Source organism: Streptomyces sp. NBC_00386 (genome assembly GCF_036063235.1).
In the GTDB taxonomy this organism is placed as follows: domain Bacteria; phylum Actinomycetota; class Actinomycetes; order Streptomycetales; family Streptomycetaceae; genus Streptomyces.
Window position 1 is genome coordinate 5,551,616 of the sequence record NZ_CP107950.1, and the last position, 23,752, is coordinate 5,575,367.

The window sequence follows — 23,752 nt, forward strand, 5'->3', positions numbered from 1 at the left end:
TTTTGGCCCAGCACGGCGACTTGGAAGGCGGCACGCCATAACCCTGTTGCCTTTCCGGCGTTTGCAGATGTGCGGGTGAGTGCCCGCAGTGATGCCAGGAAGGTAAATATTTATGAGACGGGCTACTCGAAACCGTGTGCTCGCCGTTGCCGCCGCATCCGGCGCGATGGCCGTGGCTCTTCCCGTGTCCGCCGTCTTCGCAGCCGACGGTGCCGACGCCGGGGCTACGGCGGCCGATTCGCCCGGGGTGCTCTCCGGGAACACCATCCAGGTTCCACTGTCCGGGGCGTTGAACCTCTGCGGCAACACGGTGAACGTCGTGGGGCTGCTCAACCCGGCCGTGGGCAACGTGTGCAAAAACAGGGACACGGCCAAGGCCGACGGTGCGGAAACCCGCGGCGGATCGGACACGTCAGGCGGAGCCTCGGCTGATGGCCGCGTCACGGACTCGCCCGGGCTGATCTCAGGCAACGGTCTGCAGCTCCCGGTCGATCTGCCGGTGAACGTTTCCGGGAACAGCGTCAACGCGGTCGGCGTGGGTAACCCTGCGGTCGGCAACCAGTCGGTCAACGGCGGTGACCACTCTCACCCGCACGTTCCCCGAACGACTCCGGCCCCCAAGCCCTCGGCCCCGACGCCCCCGGTGTCACGAACCCCGGCCCCCCGGCATGAGGCCGTTCCGGACACCCCGGACACGGCGACGTCCACGCTGGCCCACACAGGAGCGGATCTGACTGTGCAGGCCCTCGCGGGCGGCGCCGCGTCCCTCCTTGCGGGTGCGCTCCTGTACCGCCGCTTCCGTCCAAGTCGCTGACCCGGATGCCTGTACAGCCCCATCGAACCTGTTTGGTGGGGCCCAGGGGGGCTGCCGGTGCCTGTCCGCCCGTTCGTCTGCTCGGCCCGGTGGCGAGAAGGTTCATGAAAACGGAGGCGGCGTGAACGCTTCATGCGTCCACGCCGCCTCCGTGTATCCCGATGCAGGGATGGTGCCGGCCAGATCGACAAGGCAGGCAGGTAAGTGGGAGGCCGGTCAGAGCGCCCGGCTGTTGCAGCCCATTTCGGAACCGAGATGGCTCTTCTGCGCGCCCGCGGCCCCTTCTCCGTTCAGCAGGTTGCCGGCCACGCCGGTGAGGGCGCCGACGCTGCCGAGCACCTCGATGTTCATGTCGTGCGAACGGCACTCGACGCCCTGCGTGATGTCGATGCTGTCGGTGTCGTGGCCCTCGTCGCCGTACGCGAAAGCGGTGTTGGCACCAAAGGAGCCGACACTGCCGAGGAGGACGCTCAGAAGAACTACCTTGTGCAACTTGCGCATGTGAAGCTCCTTGGAGGAAGTGCGGTGACCTGACCTGTCGAGTCAGGACTGCGGATGTGCAGGGGGCGGGCTGTCAGCCGAGTCGGGGAAGTCCCAGTTGCCCGACGGGAGGGGCCGCGATCTGCCCGAGGGCGACCGGAGCCAGTTCCGGTGCGTTCGTGGGCGTGATCGTCGAGTCGACGAGCGGGTTCACCTGAGGGTTCAGCTGCGGGTTCACCTGGGGGGCGACCATCATCGGGGCCTCTGAGTCGAGTACCTGGGGTACCGCTACCTGCGGGGCCACTTGCGGCATGACCTGCGGCATGACCTGCGGCACGACCTGTGACGGTGCGGCCTGCGCCGGCTGTGCGGGTGCGGCCTGCGCGAACCGTGCGGGAGCGGCCTGTTGCGGGTTCGACGTGCTGGAGGCCTGGGCTGTTCCCTGTGATGAGGCCGAGGCCGAGGCGTATCCGGTCTGCTGTGATCCTGACGGGGCGGCCTGTGGGGCTGGTTGGGGGGCCGCGGCCGGAGCGGCCGGCTGATCCGGAACCGATGCCGGGGTGGTACTGAGGCGCCCCTCCGGTGAGTCGGCATAGCTGCCGCTGGCGCCGATGCCGGCCAAACCGCTGGCCGCCGCGACGACGAGCGCGGCCTTGTGAAGCTTCCGCATGAAACCCTCGGCCCTTCGTTACCTGAGATGTGAGTCCATTGCATTCAATGCGGTCACGCGTGCAGTTGGTGCGTCACTCGCATCGCGCCGGAGGCTACGGTTGTCTCGAGGAGCACGCGGACTTCGTATCGGAGCTGGCAGCGGATCCTCTACCTGTCAATGGTCTACGGTCGCTGCCCTCTCTTCCGAGGAACGAGATCTCGGCGCCGTGGTCACGGCACTCGACGGGCCGTCACCCATTTGCCGTCTGCCGACACGGCCGTCACGGCTCGCACGCCGCACCGAATGGGTGACCACACCCCCGCACCCGTTTCGAGCCCGTGTTTTTTTCGTTCCCCACGGGGCGATAGGGATGGCCCATCGCGGCCGAATGGAGCAGCGAGGACAGCGAAGACTGCGCTGCCGCATCGGCACATCAGCTTCCGTGCACAGGTCAATTGAAGAGCCGAGGAAACTCATGCGTATGCTTCACAAGATCGCGCTCGTCGCCGCAACAGCCGGCGGCCTGGCCGGCGTCGGCGCCGGCTCAAGCTTCGCCGTCACCCCGTCTGCACCCAACGGCGTTGCACCGCACCCGGTTTCGCAGCCCGACGCCCAGGCAGCCTCGGCGTCCTCCGCTCAGGCGACCGCGCAGACCTATGGCTCGCCGGCTCCGCAACAGCTGGCACCGTCGCGTGGCACTCAGGTTGCCCCGCAGGTCAGCCCGCAGCTGAACCCGCAGCTCAGTCCGCGGATCTCTCCTGAAGCGCCGCGGCAGCAGCAGGGCGCTTCGGCGGGGCAGGCCAACCTGTTCCGTCCGTACCAGGAGTGCAGCCCGCAGACCCTGCTCGACGCGAACGTCCCGATCGCCCTGCTCGCCTCGTCCCAGACCCGGGGCGTCGAGTGCACCCAGGCCAACAGCCAGACGAATTCTTTCGCCAACGTGCAGCAGCACTGACGGACGACCACGTCGATGCCGGGCACGGGCGGCGGACGGATCCGGCTCGGTTCGGCCTGCGATATGACTTTCGGTGATTTCTCGGCGAAATAAAGCCTTGGCGACATAAAGCCCGCGTGTCGTTGTCCAGTTCAAGGCATTTGTCGCTAATGTTCTGCCCTGTAACCGCGATCTACCCACAGATCGCAAAACTCACCCCCACACGGAGATGAAATGCGCAAGCTTCGCAACGTTGCCGTCCTGGTCGCTGCCATCGGCAGCATCGGACTCGTAGGCGGTACGGCCTACGCCGGCGGTCACGGTGAGGGCGGCGGCGACCAGTTCAGCGTCACGCAGAGCTCCAACTGTAAGTCGCACGACCTGAACCTCGACGTCCTCGGCCAGGTCGGCGTGCTGAACGGCCTGCTGGGCAACGCCCTCAACGGCGAAGGCAACCCGGGCGCCCAGTCCACCTCGCTCGGCTCCACCATGGGCTGCAACAACAGCGCCTTCTGAAGTCCCCTCAGGCGTAAAGACGCCAAACCATGAACGGTCCCGGCACTGGGCCTCAGGCAAAGTGCCGGGACTTTCACGTGCGCCAAAACACTTCCGAGGTGGCGCAGCGTTGCGCCGGCCCCTTCCGGGCACTCCGTTCTGGCGCCCTTGAATTCTTCGCGTCACATAGAGGCGATCCCTCGCAGATCGCATTCACCTCACTTCTTCTGGAGATGACATGCGCAAGCTCCGTACGGCCGCTGTCCTGATGGCCGTCCTCGGAAACGTCGGGCTTCTGGGCGCCAGCGTCGCCCACGCGGATCAGGGCTGGGACAGGGGCGACAGCCTCAAGGTCTCGCAGCACAGCACCTGTCAGTCGCACGACCTGAACCTCGATGTCCTCGGTCAGGTCGGCATCGGCAACGGGCTGGGCGGCAACCTGCTGGGCGGAGAGGGCAACCCGGGGGCCCAGAAGACGTCGCTGGGCTCAACCGCGGGCTGCAGCAACACGTTCGGCGGCTAAGAGCTCACAGTTGAACACCATGCGGGTGAGTGACTCATGGACCTGCAAGGTCAAGTCTCAAACCCACGGTTCGGCTGTCTGCAGGCCCTGAGCTCGGGGTTTCGGGCCTGCCGTCGAAACGGCCCCGAACATGCCGATGGGTTTGCCTGAGTTCCGAACACGGCAGCGGCCTTCGCCTGATCCTGTGCTCCGTCACGGAAGCAAGGGATCAACGCGAAGGCCGTAGTTGTGAGGCTGTTGCGCCACGGCGTCCCGAGGGACGCGATCGCCGAACACCAGCCTCTTCGAAAACGAAATGCTGGTCCGGGAACCCTTCCCCGGACCAGCATTTTCCGTGAGCGCTCAGACGCCGATGTGTGGCTTCTTGAACCCCTTGGGCAGCTTGGCCGTGTTGGAGCACTCCACAACCGGCCCCACTTTGGCAGGGGCGCTTCCCAGGAGTTGGTCCTGCTGGGTGACCACGTGCGGCCGGTCTGTCGTCGAGCACTGCTGGTCCTGCTCGATGACGTGCGTGCCGTCCTTGTCGGTGTACGTCTTATTTTTCTGAACGCACACGACGTCCTTCTGCTCGGTGGGGCAGTTGCCTGCGTTTCCCGCGGCATGCGCTGTAGCGCCGAGGCAGATGGCGGCGAGGCTTCCGGCGAACGCTGCGACGGCCGCAGTCTTCTGTGAAAAGAGCATGCGTTGAATTCCTTTGTGGTGAAGAATCGGATAATTCTTTATTGACCGGTGTTATCCGCGCCGAGAAAGTCGGGCAGTTGAATCCTTGTCCGCCGGCAGGATGGTTGTAGCCCGGACGCGAACTCGGCGTCCGGGCTACATGCACCACGGGATGTCACTCGGCGCACCGCTCGGTCCGTATCCCCGACGCTGAGTGAGGCCGCGGCGGGCCTTTACGTGGAGCTCTGGCACTTAGCCGTTGTCACCCTGCTCCTGCTCCTGCGGCTGAGCCTGCTCCTGGACCTGCTCCTGTGCCTGCGGCTGGGCCTGCTCCTGGGGCTGACCCTGCTCCTGGGGCTGACCCTGCTCCTGGGGCTGACCCTGCTCCTGGGGCTGGGCCTGCTCCTGCGGCTGACCCTGCTCCTGCGGCTGGGCCTGCTCCTGGACCTGCGGCTGGGCCTGCGGCTGGACCTGCTCCTGGACCTGCGGCTGGGCCTGCTCCTGCGCCTGGACCTGCGGCTGGACCTGCTCCTGCGGCTGGGCCAGTGGCTGAACCTGGGGCTGGGCCTGCTCCTGCGCCAGCTTCTGCTCCTGCGGCTGGACCTGCTCCTGCGGCAGGAGGTAGTAGCCACCCCCGACGGCCACGGCGTTGGCAGACGTGTTGGCGACGGCGGTGACCGGCACGGGTGCGCTGCCGTTACCGTCGGCGAAGCTGATGCCGGCGCCGAGGGCGGACAGCCCCGCTACGGCCGCCGCTACGACCATGGCGCGCTGGAACTTACGCATAGATGACCCTTTCCTGATCCGGGCATACCGCCCGGAATGACCACTTAACGTAAACGTTTGCACGCTAGGTGTAATCAATCGAGGATTTGCGTCCCATGTCGCGCCGGAGCCTCGTATGGGGTAAAGCGCCAATTACGCCATAGGGCGGGGTTCAGCCGTCGCATTCCTCAGGGAAGGAGGCCGGGCAGTTCCCGCTTTCCTTCGATCGATCGAGGTGCTCCAGACGTGGCAGGCGAACAGGTCACCCGAGGGCCGAGTTGTGTCGTGCCGTTGCCCGTGGGGGAGGGCAGCGTTACGGACTGCACCGGCATGCAGGTCTCCTGATGAGGAATGGCGTCGCGCCCGGCGGTCCCGCCTTCGATGTGCTGCACGCAGATGACGTCCCCCTGGGGGTTCCGAGTGCAAGATGCCGGGTCTCCCGCGGCGTGTGCATACGTCATGCCCATGGACGTCACGGCGAGCCCGCCGATGAGCCCCGAGAGGGCCGCGATCTTCTTCCTGCTGAACATTTGATGCGTGTCCTTAGTACGGGCGCCCGGGCGCCGCTCCCTCGGGATCGGTCGCGCCGCAGGTGCGGTCTGCGGCGCCGAACCTTTTCCAACTTTCCGCGTCGGCTGGACAGTTGGCCTGACAGGCGGATGGGGCCGCTGGTTGGGGGAACGTGCAGGGCGTGGCCCGAAAGGCCGTCCCTCTGGGCTTCACCGGACCTGGCCGACGCCGTCAACCGTTCCCGCGCGAGGTCCGGGCACTGGCCGAAGCGGCCGTCGCCACCCTCAAGCCCTGGCTCGCCTCTCCGCAGGCTCCGCTGCTCGACGACCGGGGTCACCGGTCTCGTCCGAGCGGTCCTCGCCCTCCATCTGGCCGGCGCGCACTGAGATCAAGGCGGCCGGCCGCCGGCATTCGATCCCTTCGGGTTAACCCGAAGGGATCCCGTGCCGGCCGTCGCGATGCTGACCTCAGCCGGTGAAGGCGCGGTTGTGCTGGCCGCAGGCGGTGTCCCGGGTCTGGCCCAAGCCGAGCACTCCGATCGGGATGTCGTTCTCCGACACCGTCTGCGGGCTGCACTCCTGGTAGGGGCGGTAAAGGTCCACCGCCCGCGGTCCGTTGCCATGGGTGTCGGCGACAGCCGTTCCGGCGCCGATGGCGGACAGGCCACCGGCCGCCACTGCTGCTGCGATCACGACCTGCTGAAACTTACGCATGGAACCCTCGGTTCTCCATTGCTTACACGTGATAGCTAGTTGCCTAGCGTGACTGGATGAACACTAGCAGTAGCGTCAGGTGGTCGGAGCGCGGAGGTCATCGTGTTCGGTGGAGGAGCCGGGCCCGAAGTTGACGCCAACTGGCGCCACAGAAAGAGGCTTTGCTGTTCGGCATACGGTATGGACGCACCGCGGACGAGGACCCGGTACGGCGCACCGTCGCATCAACCCGATGACCTGGTGCGAGAGTTAGGCTCGCAGGCTGTTCGACTCGTTCTTCTGATCTTCGGCGTCCGAGTGATGCCGAGGCGGGGGCCGTCGAACGAGCCATGCAACTGAGGGTAGTTGGGGCTACCGACGGGCCGCTGAGAGGCGGCCGTCGAAGGTGATGGCCGCGGCGACGAGCGGCGTCACGCCATCGGCTCGCGCACGTCCACCAACGTGGCGCCCGCGTGCGTGATCAGGCTCCGCGGGTCCATGGGGAACACGGTGAACGGCGTGCCCGCCGAGGTCCACACCGTGTCGTGGCCGAGCACCGAACGGTCCACCAGCACACGGATCCTCGTACGGTGTCCGAAGGGCGGCACCGCGCCGGTCCCGTACCCGGTCGACTCCCGTACGAGATGTGCCCCCGCCCGGGTGATCTTCTCGGCGCCCAGTTGCCGCCGCACGAGCTCCATGCCGACGTGCGCCGAGCCGTCCAGCAGCACCAGCACCGGAGCCCCGTCCGCAGCGAAGAACAGCGACTTGCAGATCTGGCTGGGATCGCAGCCGATCGCCGCGGCGGCCTCGGCGGTGGTGCGGGCCGTGGCGGGGAAGCGCCGGACGCGTGCGATCACCTCGCCGAGGCCCAGCTCCCGCAGGGCCTCGGCGAAACGGGGGTCGGTGTCGTTCTCGACGGAGGACTGGCCCTCGCCGGCGTTCTCATCGGTGACGTTCATGCACCGCACGCTAGTGGCCGGTGTACGGCGCACGCGACCGGGTCCCCGACAGGCCGCCGGGCCTGCGGCCTCAGTCCCACCAGAATCTCCACAGCGGGGCGTCGACGAGGGACGCCGCGTACTCGGGGAACGGTGTCGGAGGGTCGACGGCGGCTATCTCGGCGAGGTCGAGGGAGCGCGGGCGGTCGTCGTCCGCGTAGCAGAGGATCGGCCGCAGGCCGGTGGTGTCCTGCTGCCGCTGGGCGCGGGTCCACACGTCCAGCAGCGGGGCGTACGGCATCTTGTCGGCGTACCACATGACCGGTGAGCCGACGGGCACGCCGCGGCCGGACGGCAGGTCTTCGGGAAGCGAGAACGTCATGCGCGGAGGGTAGAAGGCCCTACTGACATCGCCGCGCACCCCGAATCCCGTCTGCTCCTGGGCAGTTGCATCCCCGGACGGCGCGGCCCCCGCCCCGGACGGATCCGCGGGGCCGGGAGCGCTTCTCGGAGCCGGAGTGCGGATGTCAGCCGCCGGAACCGGCCTTCAGGAGGGCTGCCACGATCGGGCCCGCCGTGCTGCCGCCGTGGCCGCCCTGCTGGACGACGCCGGCTCCCGCCAGGTCGCCCTTCCACGCGGTGAACCAGCCGTTGGGCTGCTTCTGGTTGTCGACCTCGGCGGAGCCGGTCTTGGCACCGTAGTCGGGGCCGAGTCCGGCCATGGCCTCGGCGGCGGTGCCGGCGGCGGCCGTGTACTGCATGACCTCGCGCAGTTGGGCGAGCGTGGCCGCGGACATCGTGCGGGACGCCTTGGCCAGCGTGCGGTGGTCGACCGACGGGGCGACCAGGTACGGCTGGTGGAAGGTGCCGGACTGGACCGTGGAGGCGACCGACGCCATGTTCAGCGGGTTCATGCGGACCCCGCCCTGGCCCATCAGCTCGGCGGCCATCTGCGCGGCGCTCTGCACCGGCACCGCGCCGTCCGCCGACGGCACCCCGATGGCCCAGTTGTTCAGGCCCAGGCCGAAGACCTGCTGGGCCTGCTTGGTCAGGTCGTCGTCCTTCAGCTTCTTGGCCTGGGAGATGAAGGCCGTGTTGCAGGACCGCGCGAAGCTCGCCTTGAACGTGCCGTTCTTGATCTCGAAGTCGTCGTCGTTGTGGAACTTCCAGCCGCCGTACGTCACCGTCTTGGGGCAGGGGTGCGGCTTGTCGGGGGAGGCGAGCCCCTTCTCGAAGAGCATCGACGCCGTGATGACCTTCATCGTGGAGCCGGGCGCGAGGGAGCCCTGGAAGGCGGTGTTGAAGCCGTGGCCGGTGTTCGCGACGGCGAGGATCTCACCGGTCGAGGGCCGCATCAGCACCACCGACGCCTTGGGCTTGGCGGCCACCAGACGTTCGGCCTCCGCCTGGAGGGTCGGGCTGAGCGTCGTCTGCACCTTGCCCGGCGTGCCCGCGCTGAGCGTCAGCAGGGTCTTGTCGGGGGTCTTCTGGGCGCCCTTGGCCGCGGCCTTGCGGACCACGCTCAGCTCGATGCCGGCCTTGCCGCCGGCCGTCTTGCCGTACTTCTCGCGCAGCCCGTCGAGGACCGTGCCGAGGGAGGGGTACTTGGCGGCGGTCAGCTCACCGCCGTGCCGGTCGATGGCGGTGACCGGCGGCGTCCCGGCCTCACCGGTCACCAGCCGGTCGCCGTCCTGGAGGTCCGGGTGGACCACGGACGGCTTCCAGCCGACCAACGCCACGCCGTTCTTGGCCCCCCGCACGACCGTCAGTTTCGAGGAGTACGACAGCGGCTTGGTCATGCCCTTGTAGGTGACCTTGGCCTTGACGGTGAAGGGGACGTCGGCGCCCGAGCGCTTGCCGCCGGTCAGGGTCACGTCGCTGACGTGGGCGTCCTTGCCGAAGCCGGTCAGCGTGGTCGTGGCGGCGGCCGAGTCGTCGGTCGCCGCGGCCGCCGCGGTGACATCGCCGCTCTGCCAGGCGTTCAGGAAGGCGGTGGACGCCATGGTGACCTCGGCGGCCGACAGCGGGCCCGTCTTGACGGCCTTGCGGGTGGTGGCCGTGGTCCCCTCGTCGGCCGACGCCCCGCTGCCGTAGAGGCTGTAGGCACCCAGCGCCCCGCCGACGACGGCCACGGCGATCACCCCGCCGAGTACGGCGGGCTGCTTCGTCTTCCGTCGCTCGGCGACGCGCCTTCTCTTGCCCACAGCCCTGTTTCCTCCGCCGTCCCCTGGTGCCCCGTGATGCTCTGTGATGCCCCCGTGCCTCTCGCTCCTCAACGAGAAGCACCACCCTAGGGTCCCGTCCTGTGCGGAGCGACTTCAGCCGCCCGTTCGTAGCACAGCTGCGACGATCGGGCCGGCCGCCTGACCGCCGTGACCGCCCTCCTGCGTCATGGCGGCGGCCGCCATGTCGTTGCGGTATCCGGTGAACCAGCTGTTGGACTTGGCCTGGCCGTCGACCTCGGCGGAGCCGGTCTTGGCTCCGATGCTGCCGCCGAGTGCGCTCATCACCGGGGCCGCGGTGCCGCTGACGGCCGTGCGGTTCATCATCGCGCGGAGCTGCGCGACCGTAGCGCTGGACAGGCCCTTCGCGGTGGCCAGTTCACGGTCGTCGAGGGAGCGCGGCACGATGACCGGCTGCCGGAAGACGCCCGTCATCGCGGTGGCGGTGACCGACGCCATGTTCAGCGGGCTCATCTGGACCTGACCCTGACCGATCATGTTGGCCGCCGTGTCCGGGCCGCCGGAGGCGGGCACGGAGCCGTCGAAGGAATCGATGCCGGTCTTCCAGTTGTTCTGACCGAGTCCGAAGCGCTGCTGGGCCTCGTTGGTGAGGGAGTCGACCTTCACCGCGTCCGCGTACTTCACGAAAGCGGTGTTGCACGAGCGCGCGAAGCTCTCGGAGAGCGTGGCCTTCTCGTTGGGCTGCATGCCCTTGAGGTTGTGGAAGGTCTGGCTCTGCCAGGCCGCGTCGGGCGGGCAGGGCGCGGGGCCGTCGGCCGTCGTGATGCCGTTGTCGATGAGGGTCGCCGCGCTGATGATCTTCATCGTGGAGCCGGGCGCGAGTTTGCCGAGGAAGGCCGCGTTGAAGCCGTCCGCGCGGTGGTTGGCCACGGCGAGGACCTCTCCGGTGCTGGGTTTGACGGCCACCACGGAGGATTCGGCGAACTGGGTGACGGCCTTCTCCGCGGCGGCCTGCGCGCTCGCGCTGAGTGTCGTACGGACCTTGCCCGCCCGTCCCTCGGCGAGAGTGACCAGGGTCGTGTCGCCGCTGCTCTCACCGCTGTGCCGGATCGACAGCTCGATACCGGGGCTGCCGCCCGCCGTGTCGCCGTACTTCTCCCGGAGCGCGTCCAGGATCGGCCCGAGGGACGGGTACTTCTCCTTTGTCAGGACAACGTTGTTCCGGTCCACGGCCTCGATCGCCGGGCTCGCCGACTCGCCCGTGACCAGAGTGTCCCCGTCCTTCAGCTCCGGGTGGACGACGGACGGCTTCCAGTCGACCAGGGCCTTCCCGGTGGTCTCGCCGCGGACGACGGTCAGTTCGGAGTCGTACGCGAACGGCTTGCTCTTCCCGTCGTACGACACCGTCGCCTTGACGGAGAACGGCACCCGAGCCCCGGACGCGGCGCCCGGCGTGATCTTCACGTCGGTCAGATGCGCGTCGTCGCGGTAGCCGGCGAGCAGCCCCTCGGCGCTCGACGCGTAGTTCGTGTCCGCGGCCGCCTCGGCCGCGTCGCCCTTCTCCCAGGCCGCGAAGAACGCGCGGCTGGCCTCCTTGACCTCGGCGCCGCTCGGTGGCCCGGTCTTCACCGCGGCGGGCCCGCCGTCTCCCGTCGCACCGCCCCCGCTGATCGAGGTCACCACGTTGTAGGCGCCGTACCCGGCGCCGCCCACCATCACCGCGAACACACTGCCTATGACGGCAGCCCTGGCCCCCTTGCGCATTGCGCGAATCCCTCCCCGTGAACCCTTCTCCGAACTTCTGAACGCGTTCAGAAAAGCCGGTTCACTTCGCACTGTAGGTGCGGACGGGGCTCGTGGTGCAGACCTTCGCCGAATTGTTGCCCAAACCACGGAGACGCATCCGTGAATGTTGTTCACGGATGCGTCTGTGTGATCTTTTTCGGCCAACCGGGCGGGACGCCCCTCGGCGTGTCCGTTCGGCTGGACCCAGGTAGCGGGTCAGGGCCCGGACCGCGTGTCGCGGTCCGGGCCCTGACCCGTGCGGTGCCGCCCTGCGGCGGCGGTGCGTCAGCTCTGTGCGGTGTCGTCGCCCGCCTGCCCGGAGCCCTCGGCCGCGCCCGCCTTCTCGCGCATCTTGCGCACCAGCTCCGCCTTCTGGTCGGCCGCAGCCTGGCGGTCGAGGTTGCGGTGCGGACCGTTGTTCTGCCGTTCGGCGCGGGACAGCTTCTTGCGCTTGCCGCCGCCCATGCCCACGGGGTTGTTGATGTTCTTGCTCACGGTCACGGGTTCTCCCGGTAATGATGTGAAGTGATCTACGGATTCAGCGGTGGGGACGGGTCGAAGGACGTCAGCGCGGGCCTGACCAGGGTAGTCGTCCCCGGGCGGGGCCGGATCGGGCGGCCTGGGCCGTGATCTTGACGAGTCGGCTATCCGCTTGGTGGCCGACAGCGCCCGCAGGGCCTGGCGAGGTGGTCGGCTTCTGCCCGAGGAATGCGAGAGTTGCTCGGCCCGGATCGGCGTGCTCGATGAAATGAGTGAGCCGGGATCCGGCGAATCGGCCAAAGACCCCCTCGCCCTCGAACAATTGCACAACCGAGGGGAGCTGTCCTTCCACCTCGTACAGGCTGGCAAGCATGAACCATATGAACAGGCGCAGTCATCGATCCCCTGTCGCGCGTGCTTAAGGCCTCTTGCGTGTAGCCGCGTCGCTTGCGGTGGAACGCGATCCGCTCACCCGATGCCGAGGTGATCTCCAAGACCACGCATGGCGTGCTGATTCCTGCTGTTGGCAGGGGGCCCGTTTCACCGTACAGAGCCAGGTGCTGGGCGAGTGGGCGGCTGTGCTTCCTGCGTTGCCGGAGCGAGTGTTGGGCGCGTAACCAGAAGAGACCCGGACGCAGCGTCCGGGTCTCGCACAGCTACCAGCCGACAGGGCAATCTATTGCGGCCTGCTCTGGTATGGGATCGAAATTATCGCCCCGAGGAATGCTGCTGCAGAAAACAATACGGCTACTGCCCCGTAAGCCTGGCTGACCTCGCTCAATCTGTTCCAGTCCATGCTGGAGGGGGCTGATGCGCTCAGTATGAACGGGAAGCCGGCGATGAGCGCGATAAGTCCCAGTCCGGCTGTCGTCCAGAGAACCCACTGTTTCCGCAACCTGCGAGACGTCATGGACTGCTCCCCTCTGCGCAGTGACAGGCTCCGATTGTCTCCAGCGGTGAAGGTGAAGGTGAAGGCAAGACCGTGTGAATGAGGGAACGGAGAGGGCTAGAGCATGCCTATCGAAACTCCATGGATGAAGCGTCTCCAGCTTGGCGTGCCGAAATGTAGATTTTGGCCTGCCGGGATTTTCGAGTCACGAACCAACAACGACCAGGAGGGCGCGACCGTCGGTCGCGCCCTCCTGGTGTGTTCGCCCGGCTAGACCCACGTATCCAGCCACATCCGGGACCGCCACTGTTCGATCGGGATGGCGGTGCCCGTGTACAGGGGCCAGAAGTAGATGAAGTTCCAGAGGATCAGGAGGACCAGGACGCCCGCTCCGGCCGCGCCGATGACGCGGCGGCGTTCTCCGGCGCCCGGTGGGCCGAGGATCGCACCGATCATCATCGTCACGGCGAGGCAGAGGAACGGGACGAAGACGACAGCGTAGAAGAGGAAGATCGTGCGCTCCTGGTACATGAACCAGGGGAGGTAGCCGGCCGCGACGGCGCAGGCGATGGCGCCCGCCCGCCAGTCGCGGCGGAAGGCCCAGCGCCACAGCACGTACAGGATCGCGAAGCAGGCGGCCCACCACAGCAGGGGCGTGCCGAGCGCCAGCACCTCACGGGCGCACTTCTCGCCGGCGTCGGAGGGGCAGCCGTCCTTGCCGGGCAGCGGGGACTCGTAGAAGTACGAGACCGGGCGGCCGAGGACGAGCCAGCTCCACGGGTTGGACTGGTAGGTGTGCGGCGACGACAGCCCGACGTGGAACTTGTAGACCTCGTGCTCGTAGTGCCACAGGCTGCGCAGCCAGTCCGGGAGGAAGGTCCAGTTGCCGCCCCTGCCGTCCGTCACGGCCCAGTTGCGGAAGTAGCCGCCCTTGCCGTTGTCCGGCGACAGGATCCAGCCGGTCCAGGAGACCAGGTACACGGACAGGGCGACCGGGACCGTCGCCAGGAACGCGAGGCCCGTGTCGTGCCGGAGCGATGCCACGTAGGGGTGGCGGGCGCCCGCGACCCGGCGCGAGGCCACGTCCCACAGGACCGCCATCACACAGAACGCGGCGAGGATGTACAGCCCGTTCCACTTGGTGCCGATGGCCAGGCCCAGCATCAGGCCCGCCCCCCAGCGCCAGGGCCGCCGGCCCAGCCGGGTCGTCTCGGCGATGTGCGCGTCGGGGCGGACGAAACCGTTCTCGTCGGCGGGCAGCGCCGCCGCCAGCCTGGCCCGCGCCTTGTCCCGGTCCACGACCAGACAGCCGAAGGCCGCCAGCACGAAGAACATCAGCACCCCGTCGAGCAGCGAGGTGCGGCTCATCACGAAGTGCAGACCGTCCACCGCCATCAGGGTGCCCGCGAGGCAGCCGAGGAACGTCGAGCGGAACAGCCGGCGCCCGATCCGGCACAGCAGCAGCACCGACAGCGTGCCGAGCAGCGCCGTCATGAAGCGCCAGCCGAAGGGGTTGAAGCCGAACATCCACTCGCCGAGCCCGATGACGTACTTGCCGATCGGCGGGTGCACGACATAGGCGGCGTCGCTGGGGACCTGGACGTGCCCGTTGCGCTGGAGGATCAGGTCGTTGGCGTTCTTCGCCCAGTTGACCTCGTAGCCGCGGTGGAAGAGCGCCCAGGCGTCCTTGGCGTAATACGTCTCGTCGAATATCACCGCCTTCGGGCTGCCCAGGTTCCAGAACCGCAGCAACCCGGCGAGCAGGGTCACCAGGAGCGGGCCCACCCAGCCCGACCAGCGGTTGAAACGGTCGGCGACCTCCTGGCGCAGCCCGAGCGAGGCCCAGATTCCGGGGCCTGGCTTGGCGTACGGCGGTACGAGCCGGTCGCGCACATCACTTCTGGGCGGCGCCGTGTAGCCGAATCGGCGCAGCCGCTGCTGCCACGACGGCCGCTGCATCTCGGCCTGGCCCTGCCGGGTGTCCGTGGAGGACGCGGTACTGGTCACCGCGCCATCGTAGGGAACAGGTCTGTGGGAGTCCCGTGCATGGGCCCTTCCGGTCGGATGAGCTTGTCGGGCCGCGCCCCTGCGAGGATGGGACCGTGACAGGAATCCTTGTGTTGGCAGGCACTCCCATCGGCGACATCTCCGACGCGCCGCCACGGCTCGCCACGGAACTGACCGGGGCCGATGTCGTCGCCGCCGAGGACACGCGCAGGCTGCGCCGCCTCACCCAGTCCCTCGGTGTCCAGCCGACGGGGCGGATCGTGTCGTACTTCGAGGGGAACGAGGCCGCCCGGACCCCGGAACTCGTCGAGGCGCTCGTCGGCGGGGCGCGGGTCCTGCTCGTGACCGACGCCGGGATGCCCTCCGTGTCGGATCCCGGCTACCGGCTGGTCGCGGCCGCGGTCGAGAAGGACATCAAGGTCACCGCCGTCCCCGGCCCCTCCGCCGTGCTCACCGCGCTCGCGCTGTCCGGCCTGCCCGTCGACCGCTTCTGCTTCGAGGGCTTCCTGCCCAGGAAGGCCGGCGAGCGCCTGTCCCGGCTGCGGGAGGTCGCCGAGGAACGCCGCACGCTCGTCTACTTCGAGGCGCCCCACCGGCTCGACGACACCCTCGCCGCCATGGCGGAGGTCTTCGGCACCCAGCGGCGCGCCGCCGTCTGCCGCGAACTGACCAAGACGTACGAGGAGGTCAAGCGCGGCCCGCTCGGCGAGCTGGCCGCCTGGGCCGCCGAGGGCGTCCGCGGCGAGATCACCGTCGTCGTGGAGGGCGCCCCCGAGAAGGGCGCCGAGGAACTGGACGCCGCCGAGCTGGTGCGCAGGGTGCGGGTGCGCGAGGAGGCGGGGGAGCGGCGCAAGGAGGCCATCGCCGCCGTAGCGGCCGAAGCGGGAATTCCCAAGCGGGACGTCTTCGATGCCGTCGTGGCGGCAAAGAACGCCGAACGAACCGGCCCATAGAAGGGCAAAGGACTATCGTGAAAAGCAAAGATCAGGCCGGGTGACAGGAGCCTTCCGACAAGGAAGGGCCAAATCGGCTCCAACACTCGACAGGCCGGATGCATTCGCGCCGGGAGAAGCGTCCACTGGACAAAGGGACGCACCCGTCCCTCGCCTTCGGCGACTCGACGGAATCCAGGGGGAAATCCGCCGACGGAGGTGCTTGTCCAGCGGACAAGAGGAGCTGGCATGAGTGAGACCACAGGACGGACCGGCAGCACCGCCGCCGGTCAGGTCACCGAACAGAACAGGCATCGCGGCACGGCGACGGCCGTCGTCCACGAATCGTATTCCTTCGCCTGCATGCGCTGCGGGCGCGGCTGGGAACAGTCGTACGAGATCGAGCACCACCGTGACGCGGAAGGCGTCGAGTTCGTGGTGTACGTGGCGAACGGCGAGGTCGTGCCGTCGCCGCTCAGCCGGCCCACCTGCCTGAACTGCGACAGCCACGTGGTGCGGATCATGCGCGCCGGCCAGGTGTCCTCCGCCCACGACTCCATGCGCTCCATGACGCACCGCCACCGCCGGCCGGTACCGCGCCGGCCCGAGGACGGCCCGGAGGGGGAGACGCAGGCCGGGGCCTCCGACGCCCCGAAGGAGCCGCACCACTGGCATCTGTCGGACCTGCTGCACCCCTTCCAGCACCGCCGGGCGGGCTGACCTCCCCGGGCGGGACCCACCCACGGGACCGCCCGCCGGCTCCCCGCGAGGTGAGACCAGGCATGCCCTCTTCGTAGGATCGGGGCATGCCTTCCTCCGCCTCCGCCGCCGACAAGAACGCCGCACCGCCGCTCCCCGAGCCCCTGCGCGTTCCCGTGGCCGACTCGCACACCCATCTCGACATGCAGTCCGGCACGGTCGAGGACGCCCTCGCCAAGGCCGCCTCGGTCGGCGTGACGACGGTCGTGCAGGTCGGCTGCGACGTGAAGGGCTCGCGCTGGGCGGCCGAGACGGCGGCCACGCACGACGCCGTCCACGCCACCGTCGCCCTGCACCCCAACGAGGCACCCCGTATCGTGCTCGGCGATCCCGACGGCTGGTCCCGGCAGGGCGTCCGCCGGCCGGGCGGCGAGGCCGCGCTGGACGAGGCGCTCGCGGAGATCGACCGGCTCGCCGCCCTCCCGCACGTCAAGGGCGTCGGCGAGACCGGACTGGACTTCTTCCGCACCGGGCCCGAGGGCAAGGAGGCGCAGGAGCGCTCCTTCCGCGCCCACATCGAGATCGCCAAGCGGCACGGCAAGGCCCTGGTCATCCATGACCGCGACGCCCACGCGGACGTCCTGCGCGTCCTCGCGGAGGAGGGCGCCCCGGAGCGGACCGTCTTCCACTGCTACTCGGGCGACGCCGACATGGCCGCGGTCTGCGCCCGCGCCGGCTACTTCATGTCCTTCGCCGGGAACATGACCTTCAAGAACGCCCAGCCGCTGCGCGACGCGCTGGCCGTGGCCCCGCTCGAACTCGTCCTCGTCGAGACCGACGCGCCCTTCCTGACCCCCGCGCCCTACCGCGGACGGCCCAACGCGCCGTATCTCATTCCGGTCACGGTGCGTGCCATGGCCGCGGTACGGGGGATCGACGAGGACACGCTGGCGACCTCGATCTCCGCCAACACGGCGCGCGCGTTCGATTACTGACCCGTAACGGCCTCGGGGGCTCTTCCCGGTCCGGCCGGGGTCTTCGGCGAGAAAGTGTCGCGACACAGCGTAGCCGCGTTGCTTGGGAGAGTGACGTCGCTCCGCTAGGTTCTGGTCGCCCGATCCGGACCCTGGAGCGTGTCGTCGTGAGCAGCTCGCGGTACGAGCCGTACAAGACGTACGGACCGACCGGTGGCCCCGAGGCCACCACCGTCGTCATGGGCGTCACCGGCGCCGCCGCCGGCCCGCCCCCCGCGGCGGACCCGCTCGGTACGCCCGGGCCGCCCGGCGCATTCGCCGCGCCCGCCGGGCCCGGCCTCGCCGGTGCGACGCGGGCCGACCGCGAGGGGTACCGCGGTCACGGGGAGTACCGGGGCCAGGAGGCGTGGGCGGACTCCGGTCACCAGCCTCACCCCGGTCACCAGGCGTACACAGGTCACGAGGCCTACCGCGGGCACGAGCTGCCGGCGGACCCCGGTCACCCGGCGTACGCCGATCACGAGGCGTACGCCGGGCACGACCCGTACACCGGGCACGAGGTGCCGACGGACTCCGGGCACGAGGCGTACGCCGGGTACGAGGTGCCGACGGACTCCGGGTGCGAGGCGTACGCCGGGTACGAGAGCTACCGCGGGCGCGAGCCCTTCTCCGGGCATGAGACGTACTCCGGTCACGCGGGGTACGGGCCGTACGGCGGAATCTCCCCGGTTTCCTGGACCCCGGTTTCCTGGACCCCGGCCTACGGGACCCGCGCCGCCCACCCCGCGGCACCGGAAGCGCCCCGAGCCCCCCTGTACGGCGTGCAGGGCGCGTCCGGCACGCGGGGTGGGCGCACGGTGCCGGTGGCGCCCGACGCGCCGACCGAGCCCCGCCTGCCGTGTCTGCAGCAGGGCAACCCGGCCGCCGCCACGAACCCCGTGGACGGTGTGGACGGCGCGAGGGGAGCGGCCCGTCCCGGCACCGGCACCGGCACCCGCACCGGCGTCGCGGACGGGCGCGGTACGGGCGGCCGGGCCGAGGCGCGTCGCGCGGCCCGGCGCAAGCGGATCCCCGAGCGCCCCGAAGCCCTGCGGCGGCTGCTCCCGCAGGCCCTGGTCGTGGTCTTCCTGGCCGGCGGCACCTCCGCGTTCGTCGCCAACGACAAGGCGATCGAGCTCAGCGTCGACGGCAGACCGCGCACCCTGCACACCTTCGCGGACGACGTGTCGGAACTGCTCGCCGACGAAGGCGTGAAGGTGGGCGCGCACGACATGGTCGCACCGGCCCCCGGCACCGCCCTCGCCAGCGGGGACGAGGTCGCGGTGCGCTACGGGCGGCCGGTGCACCTCACCATCGACGGGGAGCGGCGCAGGGTGTGGACGACGGCGCACACCGTGGACGGAGCGCTCGGCCAGCTGGGAGTGCGCGCCGAGGGTGCCCACCTGTCGGCCTCGCGCTCCCGGCGCATCGGGCTCGAAGGACTGGCGCTCGACGTACGGACCGAACGCGCCGTCACGATCATGGCCGACGGCCGGGCCCGGACGATCCGCACCAACGCGGCGAGCGTCGCGGAGGCCGTGCGGGAGGCCGGGATCACCCTGCACGGACAGGACATGACCTCCGTACCGGGCGGGAGCTTCCCGCGGGACGGGCAGACGGTCACCGTGCTGCGCGTCACCGGGACCAGGGAGGTCCGCGAGGAACGGATTCCGTTCAAGGTGCGGCGGGCCGACGACGCCTCGCTGTTCGAGGGCGTCGAGGTCGTCGAGAACCCGGGCCGGTACGGGGCTTGGCGCCTCACCTACAGCCTGCGCACCGTCAACGGCGTCAAGCAGCGGCCCCGGCTCGAACGGTCCGAGGTGGTGCGGCACCCGCAGAACCGGCTGGTCAGGGTCGGCACGAAGCCGCATCCCCCGTCCCGCGGCGGCGCCGATCACCTGAACTGGAAGGGCCTCGCAGCGTGCGAGTCCGGCGGCCGGCCCGGCGCCGTCGACCCGTCCGGGACGTACGGCGGCCTCTATCAGTTCGACACCCGCACCTGGCACACCCTCGGTGGCGCCGGGCGCCCCCAGGACGCCTCGGCCGCGGAACAGACGCGCAGGGCCAAGAAGCTGTACATGCGCCGCGGGGCGACTCCCTGGCCGCACTGCGGGCCGCGGCTGCGCAGCTGACATCGGCCCACCGGGCCGGGGCCGCACGGCTGACACCGGCACCACCGGGCCGCGGCTGCACGGCCGGGGCCCGGCCCCCCGTACCCTTGGCTCGTGACCAGCCCCACCTCCGACGCCCTCCTGGGCCCCGCCGAGATCCGCGAACTCGCGGCAGCCCTCGGCGTACGGCCCACCAAGCAGCGCGGCCAGAACTTTGTGATCGACGCCAACACGGTGCGCCGCATCGTGCGGACCGCGGAGGTGCGGCCCGACGACGTGGTCGTGGAGGTGGGCCCCGGCCTCGGCTCGCTGACGCTCGGCCTGCTGGAGACGGCGGACCGGGTCGTCGCCGTGGAGATCGACGACGTCCTCGCGAGCGCGCTCCCCGCGACGGTCGCGGCCCGCATGCCGCAGCGGGCCGACCGGTTCTCGCTGGTGCACTCGGACGCCATGCAGGTCCGGGAACTGCCGGGCCCGCCCCCGACCGCGCTGGTCGCGAACCTCCCGTACAACGTCGCCGTGCCCGTCCTGCTGCACATGCTCGACACCTTCCCGACGATCGAGCGCACCCTCGTGATGGTCCAGGCGGAGGTCGCCGACCGGCTCGCCGCCCCGCCCGGCTCGAAGGTGTACGGCGTGCCGTCCGTGAAGGCGAACTGGTACGCCGACGTGAAGCGGGCCGGTTCCATCGGGCGCAACGTCTTCTGGCCGGCGCCCAACGTCGACAGCGGTCTCGTGTCGCTCACCCGGCGTGCCGAGCCGATCTCCACGACCGTCCGGAAGAGCGACGTGTTCGCGGCCGTGGACGCGGCCTTCGCGCAGCGCCGCAAGACCCTGCGTGCCGCCCTCGCCGGATGGGCCGGTTCGGCCGCCGCCGCCGAGGCCGCGCTCGTCGCCGCCGGCGTCTCTCCGCAGGCCCGCGGCGAGTCCCTGACGGTCGAGGAGTTCGTCCGGATCGCGGAGAACCGAGGCGAGGCGAGCGGCGCGGACACGAGGAACGCACGCCGCTACCGCCCCGAGAACGTCGAGAACGCCGAGAGCGCCACCGAGAACGCCACCGAGAACGAGGAGTCGACCCAGCCGTGACGGAGACGGTGACGGTACGCGTCCCTGCCAAGGTCAACGTCCAGCTCGCGGTCGGCGGCGCACGCCCCGACGGCTTCCACGACCTGGCCAACGTCTTCCTCGCGGTCGGCCTGTACGACGAGGTGACGGTCACCCCGGCGGACGAACTGCGCGTCACCTGCGCGGGTCCGGACGCCGCCCAGGTGCCCCTCGACCGCACGAACCTCGCGGCCCGCGCCGCCCTGGAACTCGCCCGCCGGTACGGCATCGACCCCGCCGTCCATCTCCACATCGCCAAGGACATCCCCGTCGCCGGCGGCATGGCCGGAGGCAGCGCGGACGGGGCGGGCGCGCTGCTCGCCTGCGACACCCTGTGGGGAACGAACGCCTCGCGCGACGAACTCCTCGACATCTGTGCCGAATTGGGCAGTGATGTGCCGTTCTCGCTGGTGGGCGGGGCGGCGCTCGGTACCGGTCGGGGCGAGCGACTGCGGCTGCTGGAGGTCGGCGGGACCTTCCACTGGGTGTTCGCGATGGCCGAGCGCGGTCTGTCGACCCCGGCGGTCTTCCGGGAGTTCGACCGGATGAACGAGGGCGTACGCGTTCCGGAGCCGGTCGCCTCGCAGGAACTGCTGGACGCGCTGGCGAAGGGGGACGCCGGGGCCCTCGCCCGCACCGTCTCCAACGACCTCCAGCCCGCGGCCCTCTCCCTCTTCCCCGCCCTCGCCGACACCCTCGCGGCGGGCCGCGCGGCCGGCGCGCTCGCCGCGCTCGTCTCCGGGTCGGGCCCGACCACGGCGTTCCTCGCGCCGGACGCGGAGTCCGCGCGGACCATCGGCCAGGTGCTTCTCACCTCGGGCACCTGCCGGACGGTCCGCGTCACGCGGTCCCCGGCGCCCGGAGCGACCGTGCTCGACTGACCGGAGCGGCCGTGCTCGACCGAGGGGACGGGGAACGCGCGGCGGGGGACGTCCGCCGCGCGGACTACCCTTGAGGGTCGATCGTCCCCCTTGTTCAGGAGAGAAATGGCCGTCAACCTGGTCAATGTCGAGTCCGTCAGCAAGGTGTACGGCACCCGTGCACTGCTCGACGGAGTCTCCCTCGGCGTCAGCGAGGGCGACCGGATCGGCGTGGTCGGCCGGAACGGGGACGGCAAGACGACCCTGATCCGCATGCTGGCCCGGCTGGAGGAGCCCGACACCGGCCGCGTGACGCACTCCGGCGGCCTGAACGTCGGGGTGCTCACCCAGCACGACTCGCTCGACCCCACGGCCACCGTGCGCCACGAGGTCATCCGGGACATGGCCGACCACGAGTGGGCCGGCAACGCCAAGATCAGGGACGTGCTGACGGGTCTCTTCGGCGGTCTCGACCTGCCCGGGTTCCCGCAGGGCCTCGACACCGTGATCGCCCCGCTCTCCGGTGGCGAGCGCCGCCGTATCGCCCTCGCGAAGCTGCTCATCGAGGAGCAGGACCTGATCGTCCTCGACGAGCCCACCAACCACCTGGACGTCGAGGGCATCGCCTGGCTGGCCAAGCACCTGCGGGAGCGGCGTTCCGCGCTGGTGTGCGTGACGCACGACCGGTGGTTCCTCGACCAGGTCTGCACCCAGATGTGGGACGTGCAGAAGGGCGCGGTGTACGAGTACGAGGGCGGCTACACCGACTACGTGTTCGCGCGGGCCGAGCGTGAGCGCATCGCCGCGACCGAGGAGGTCAAGCGGCAGAACCTGGTCCGCAAGGAGCTGGCGTGGCTGCGCCGCGGGGCGCCCGCCCGTACCTCCAAGCCGCGCTTCCGCGTCGAGGCCGCCAACGAGCTGATCGCCGACGTCCCGCCGCCCCGCGACAAGAGCGAGCTCATGAAGTTCGCCGGTACGCGGCTCGGCAGGACCGTCTTCGAACTGGAGAACGTCACCGTGCAGGCCGGGCCCAAGGTGCTGCTCAAGCACCTGACCTGGCAGCTCGGCCCGGGTGACCGCGTCGGCCTCGTCGGCGTGAACGGAGCGGGCAAGACCTCGCTGCTGCGCGCCCTGGCCGAGGCCGCCCGCAGCGACGGCGAGAAGCAGCCCGCCGCCGGCCGCATCGTCACCGGCAAGACGGTGAAGCTCGCCTACCTCTCCCAGGAGGTCGCCGAGCTCGACCCCACCTGGCGGGTCCTCCAGGCCGTCCAGTCCGTCCGCGACCGTGTCGACCTCGGCAAGGGCCGCGAGATGACCGCGGGGCAGCTCTGCGAGACGTTCGGCTTCAACAAGGAGAAGCAGTGGACGCCGGTGGGCGACCTCAGCGGTGGTGAGCGCCGGCGGCTCCAGCTCCTGCGCCTGCTGATGGACGAGCCCAACGTCCTCTTCCTCGACGAGCCCACCAACGACCTCGACATCGAGACCCTCACCCAGCTCGAGGACCTCCTCGACGGCTGGCCCGGCTCCATGATCGTGATCTCCCACGACCGCTTCTTCATCGAGCGCACCACGGACAACGTGTTCGCGCTCCTCGGCGACAGCACCCTGCGGATGCTTCCGCGCGGGATCGACGAGTACCTGGAGCGGCGCCAGAAGATGGAGGAGGTGGCCGCGGCGGCCGTGCTCGCCGCCGCCCCCGCCCCCGTCAAGGCCGCTTCCGCCGCCGACGCCCGCGCCGCCAAGAAGGAACTCCAGAAGATCGAGCGCCAGCTGGACAAGATCTCCGAGAAGGAGACCAAGCTGCACGCCCAGATCGCCGACAACGCCACCGACTTCGGGAAGGTCGCCCAACTCGATTCGGAGCTGCGCGGGTTGGCGGGCGAGCGGGAGGAGCTGGAGATGCGCTGGCTGGAGCTGGCGGAAGACGCCTGACACGGAGGGCAACCGCCCCCTGCCCGATCCGCGGTGCCTCCTGACGTGCGGTGCCTCCCGGGGCGGAGGCGCCGCGCGCCCGGCTCGTCCGCCCGGCGCACGCGGCTTGCTCGAAGGGCGCGCAAGTGCCGCCGGGCGCCCCCGAGTTGCCTATGGCGCCCCCCGTCACGGCGGTCCGGGGGCGGTGAACCCACCCTGGGTGCCCGGCATGAAGAGCACGTGAAGGCGCGTAACGGCGGCATCACAGCCCGGTCCTCCCTTGGGAACAGGGCGCGCACCGGCCCCCTGTCC

Annotated in this window: 23 protein-coding genes and 1 pseudogene; 13 read left to right on the forward strand and 11 right to left on the reverse strand. The window is 69.9% G+C overall.

Annotation, left to right across the window (positions count from 1 at the left end):
- Nucleotides 1-166 precede the first annotated feature (166 nt).
- On the forward strand, nt 167-814 hold the full coding sequence (locus tag OG780_RS24490; RefSeq protein WP_328458343.1) for a chaplin: 648 nt from the start codon (nt 167-169) through the stop codon (nt 812-814).
- A 216-nt stretch (nt 815-1,030) separates the two neighbouring features.
- Here OG780_RS24490 and OG780_RS24495 read toward each other — a convergent pair whose 3' ends face one another.
- Nucleotides 1,031-1,315, reverse strand: coding sequence for a hypothetical protein (locus tag OG780_RS24495; protein WP_328451542.1), 285 nt, complete (start codon nt 1,313-1,315; stop codon nt 1,031-1,033).
- A 73-nt stretch (nt 1,316-1,388) separates the two neighbouring features.
- The gene (locus tag OG780_RS24500; RefSeq protein ID WP_328451544.1) at nt 1,389-1,964 is read right to left on the reverse strand and encodes a hypothetical protein; all 576 of its coding nucleotides are present in this window, start codon (nt 1,962-1,964) and stop codon (nt 1,389-1,391) included.
- A gap of 463 nt (nt 1,965-2,427) precedes the next feature.
- Between OG780_RS24500 and OG780_RS24505 the strand changes: the two genes are divergently transcribed.
- The 3 genes from OG780_RS24505 to OG780_RS24515 all read left to right on the forward strand — a co-directional run bounded on the left by OG780_RS24505 (nt 2,428) and on the right by OG780_RS24515 (nt 3,898).
- Nucleotides 2,428-2,901 carry a hypothetical protein gene (locus OG780_RS24505; protein ID WP_328451546.1) on the forward strand — a complete coding sequence of 158 codons (474 nt, stop codon included), beginning with the start codon at nt 2,428-2,430 and terminating at the stop codon, nt 2,899-2,901.
- 213 nt (nt 2,902-3,114) lie between these two features.
- Nucleotides 3,115-3,396, forward strand: a complete 282-nt coding sequence (locus OG780_RS24510; protein WP_326787257.1) for a hypothetical protein — start codon at nt 3,115-3,117, stop codon at nt 3,394-3,396.
- A 217-nt stretch (nt 3,397-3,613) separates the two neighbouring features.
- The gene (locus OG780_RS24515) at nt 3,614-3,898 is read left to right on the forward strand and encodes a hypothetical protein (protein WP_328451548.1); all 285 of its coding nucleotides are present in this window, start codon (nt 3,614-3,616) and stop codon (nt 3,896-3,898) included.
- Between the two features lie 342 nt (nt 3,899-4,240).
- On the opposite strand, the gene OG780_RS24520 is transcribed toward OG780_RS24515, so the two are convergent.
- Entirely contained in the window at nt 4,241-4,579 is a 339-nt protein-coding gene (locus OG780_RS24520; RefSeq protein ID WP_328451550.1) for a hypothetical protein, read from the reverse strand.
- A 216-nt stretch (nt 4,580-4,795) separates the two neighbouring features.
- On the opposite strand from OG780_RS24520, the gene OG780_RS24525 reads away from it, so the two are divergent.
- Together OG780_RS24525 and OG780_RS24530 are read left to right on the forward strand one after the other, a co-directional pair.
- On the forward strand, nt 4,796-5,350 hold the full coding sequence (locus OG780_RS24525; protein ID WP_328451552.1) for a hypothetical protein: 555 nt from the start codon (nt 4,796-4,798) through the stop codon (nt 5,348-5,350).
- 730 nt (nt 5,351-6,080) lie between these two features.
- A pseudogene (locus OG780_RS24530) lies at nt 6,081-6,219 on the forward strand (IS5/IS1182 family transposase); the annotation flags it as partial.
- A gap of 81 nt (nt 6,220-6,300) precedes the next feature.
- On the opposite strand, the gene OG780_RS24535 reads toward OG780_RS24530, so the two are convergent.
- From OG780_RS24535 to OG780_RS24565, 8 genes are all read right to left on the reverse strand, one after another.
- A complete protein-coding gene (locus tag OG780_RS24535; RefSeq protein ID WP_328451554.1) occupies nt 6,301-6,546 on the reverse strand; it encodes a hypothetical protein in 246 nt (81 codons plus the stop codon).
- A gap of 410 nt (nt 6,547-6,956) precedes the next feature.
- Nucleotides 6,957-7,487: an aminoacyl-tRNA deacylase gene (locus tag OG780_RS24540; RefSeq protein WP_328451556.1), complete on the reverse strand. Its 531-nt coding sequence runs from the start codon at nt 7,485-7,487 to the stop codon at nt 6,957-6,959.
- Between the two features lie 70 nt (nt 7,488-7,557).
- On the reverse strand, nt 7,558-7,848 hold the full coding sequence (locus OG780_RS24545) for a hypothetical protein (protein WP_328451558.1): 291 nt from the start codon (nt 7,846-7,848) through the stop codon (nt 7,558-7,560).
- Nucleotides 7,849-7,993: 145 nt separating this feature from the next.
- The gene (locus OG780_RS24550; RefSeq protein WP_328451560.1) at nt 7,994-9,670 is read right to left on the reverse strand and encodes a penicillin-binding transpeptidase domain-containing protein; all 1,677 of its coding nucleotides are present in this window, start codon (nt 9,668-9,670) and stop codon (nt 7,994-7,996) included.
- Nucleotides 9,671-9,784: 114 nt separating this feature from the next.
- Complete coding sequence (locus OG780_RS24555; RefSeq protein ID WP_328451562.1) at nt 9,785-11,413, reverse strand: penicillin-binding transpeptidase domain-containing protein; 1,629 nt, start codon at nt 11,411-11,413, stop codon at nt 9,785-9,787.
- 306 nt (nt 11,414-11,719) lie between these two features.
- The gene (locus OG780_RS24560; RefSeq protein ID WP_328451564.1) at nt 11,720-11,935 is read right to left on the reverse strand and encodes a DUF6243 family protein; all 216 of its coding nucleotides are present in this window, start codon (nt 11,933-11,935) and stop codon (nt 11,720-11,722) included.
- Between the two features lie 985 nt (nt 11,936-12,920).
- Nucleotides 12,921-13,022 (reverse strand): DUF397 domain-containing protein, encoded by a 102-nt coding sequence (locus OG780_RS44675; RefSeq protein WP_443062199.1) that lies wholly within the window; start codon nt 13,020-13,022, stop codon nt 12,921-12,923.
- Nucleotides 13,023-13,073: 51 nt separating this feature from the next.
- On the reverse strand, nt 13,074-14,810 hold the full coding sequence (locus tag OG780_RS24565) for a dolichyl-phosphate-mannose--protein mannosyltransferase (protein ID WP_328451566.1): 1,737 nt from the start codon (nt 14,808-14,810) through the stop codon (nt 13,074-13,076).
- A 95-nt stretch (nt 14,811-14,905) separates the two neighbouring features.
- On the opposite strand from OG780_RS24565, the gene rsmI reads away from it, so the two are divergent.
- The 7 genes from rsmI (at nt 14,906) to OG780_RS24600 (ending at nt 23,461) form a co-directional block, all read left to right on the forward strand.
- A complete protein-coding gene (gene rsmI, locus OG780_RS24570; protein WP_328451568.1) occupies nt 14,906-15,763 on the forward strand; it encodes a 16S rRNA (cytidine(1402)-2'-O)-methyltransferase in 858 nt (285 codons plus the stop codon).
- 228 nt (nt 15,764-15,991) lie between these two features.
- Nucleotides 15,992-16,462: a hypothetical protein gene (locus OG780_RS24575; protein WP_328451570.1), complete on the forward strand. Its 471-nt coding sequence runs from the start codon at nt 15,992-15,994 to the stop codon at nt 16,460-16,462.
- An 86-nt stretch (nt 16,463-16,548) separates the two neighbouring features.
- Nucleotides 16,549-17,436, forward strand: a complete 888-nt coding sequence (locus OG780_RS24580; RefSeq protein WP_328451572.1) for a TatD family hydrolase — start codon at nt 16,549-16,551, stop codon at nt 17,434-17,436.
- 698 nt (nt 17,437-18,134) lie between these two features.
- Complete coding sequence (locus OG780_RS24585; protein WP_328458344.1) at nt 18,135-19,586, forward strand: ubiquitin-like domain-containing protein; 1,452 nt, start codon at nt 18,135-18,137, stop codon at nt 19,584-19,586.
- Nucleotides 19,587-19,679: 93 nt separating this feature from the next.
- Nucleotides 19,680-20,651 (forward strand): 16S rRNA (adenine(1518)-N(6)/adenine(1519)-N(6))-dimethyltransferase RsmA, encoded by a 972-nt coding sequence (gene rsmA, locus OG780_RS24590; protein WP_328451574.1) that lies wholly within the window; start codon nt 19,680-19,682, stop codon nt 20,649-20,651.
- Entirely contained in the window at nt 20,648-21,550 is a 903-nt protein-coding gene (locus OG780_RS24595; protein WP_328451576.1) for a 4-(cytidine 5'-diphospho)-2-C-methyl-D-erythritol kinase, read from the forward strand. Before rsmA ends, OG780_RS24595 begins: the two co-directional genes overlap by 4 nt.
- Nucleotides 21,551-21,655: 105 nt before the next feature.
- A complete protein-coding gene (locus OG780_RS24600) occupies nt 21,656-23,461 on the forward strand; it encodes an ABC-F family ATP-binding cassette domain-containing protein (RefSeq protein WP_328451578.1) in 1,806 nt (601 codons plus the stop codon).
- The last annotated feature ends 291 nt before the right edge of the window (nt 23,462-23,752 follow it).

What these genes read in the sequence shown, in the direction of transcription:
- OG780_RS24580 (WP_328451572.1), top strand. Translation starts at nt 16,549, where the DNA reads ATGCCTTCCTCCGCCTCCGCCGCCGACAAGAACGCCGCACCGCCGCTC.
- OG780_RS24555 (WP_328451562.1), bottom strand. Translation starts at nt 11,413, where the DNA reads ATGCGCAAGGGGGCCAGGGCTGCCGTCATAGGCAGTGTGTTCGCGGTG.
- OG780_RS24535 (WP_328451554.1), bottom strand. Translation starts at nt 6,546, where the DNA reads ATGCGTAAGTTTCAGCAGGTCGTGATCGCAGCAGCAGTGGCGGCCGGT.
- OG780_RS24575 (WP_328451570.1), top strand. Translation starts at nt 15,992, where the DNA reads ATGAGTGAGACCACAGGACGGACCGGCAGCACCGCCGCCGGTCAGGTC.
- OG780_RS24520 (WP_328451550.1), bottom strand. Translation starts at nt 4,579, where the DNA reads ATGCTCTTTTCACAGAAGACTGCGGCCGTCGCAGCGTTCGCCGGAAGC.
- OG780_RS24600 (WP_328451578.1), top strand. Translation starts at nt 21,656, where the DNA reads ATGGCCGTCAACCTGGTCAATGTCGAGTCCGTCAGCAAGGTGTACGGC.
- OG780_RS24515 (WP_328451548.1), top strand. Translation starts at nt 3,614, where the DNA reads ATGCGCAAGCTCCGTACGGCCGCTGTCCTGATGGCCGTCCTCGGAAAC.
- OG780_RS24505 (WP_328451546.1), top strand. Translation starts at nt 2,428, where the DNA reads ATGCTTCACAAGATCGCGCTCGTCGCCGCAACAGCCGGCGGCCTGGCC.
- OG780_RS24510 (WP_326787257.1), top strand. Translation starts at nt 3,115, where the DNA reads ATGCGCAAGCTTCGCAACGTTGCCGTCCTGGTCGCTGCCATCGGCAGC.
- OG780_RS24500 (WP_328451544.1), bottom strand. Translation starts at nt 1,964, where the DNA reads ATGCGGAAGCTTCACAAGGCCGCGCTCGTCGTCGCGGCGGCCAGCGGT.
- OG780_RS24540 (WP_328451556.1), bottom strand. Translation starts at nt 7,487, where the DNA reads ATGAACGTCACCGATGAGAACGCCGGCGAGGGCCAGTCCTCCGTCGAG.
- OG780_RS24490 (WP_328458343.1), top strand. Translation starts at nt 167, where the DNA reads ATGGCCGTGGCTCTTCCCGTGTCCGCCGTCTTCGCAGCCGACGGTGCC.
- OG780_RS24545 (WP_328451558.1), bottom strand. Translation starts at nt 7,848, where the DNA reads ATGACGTTCTCGCTTCCCGAAGACCTGCCGTCCGGCCGCGGCGTGCCC.
- OG780_RS24495 (WP_328451542.1), bottom strand. Translation starts at nt 1,315, where the DNA reads ATGCGCAAGTTGCACAAGGTAGTTCTTCTGAGCGTCCTCCTCGGCAGT.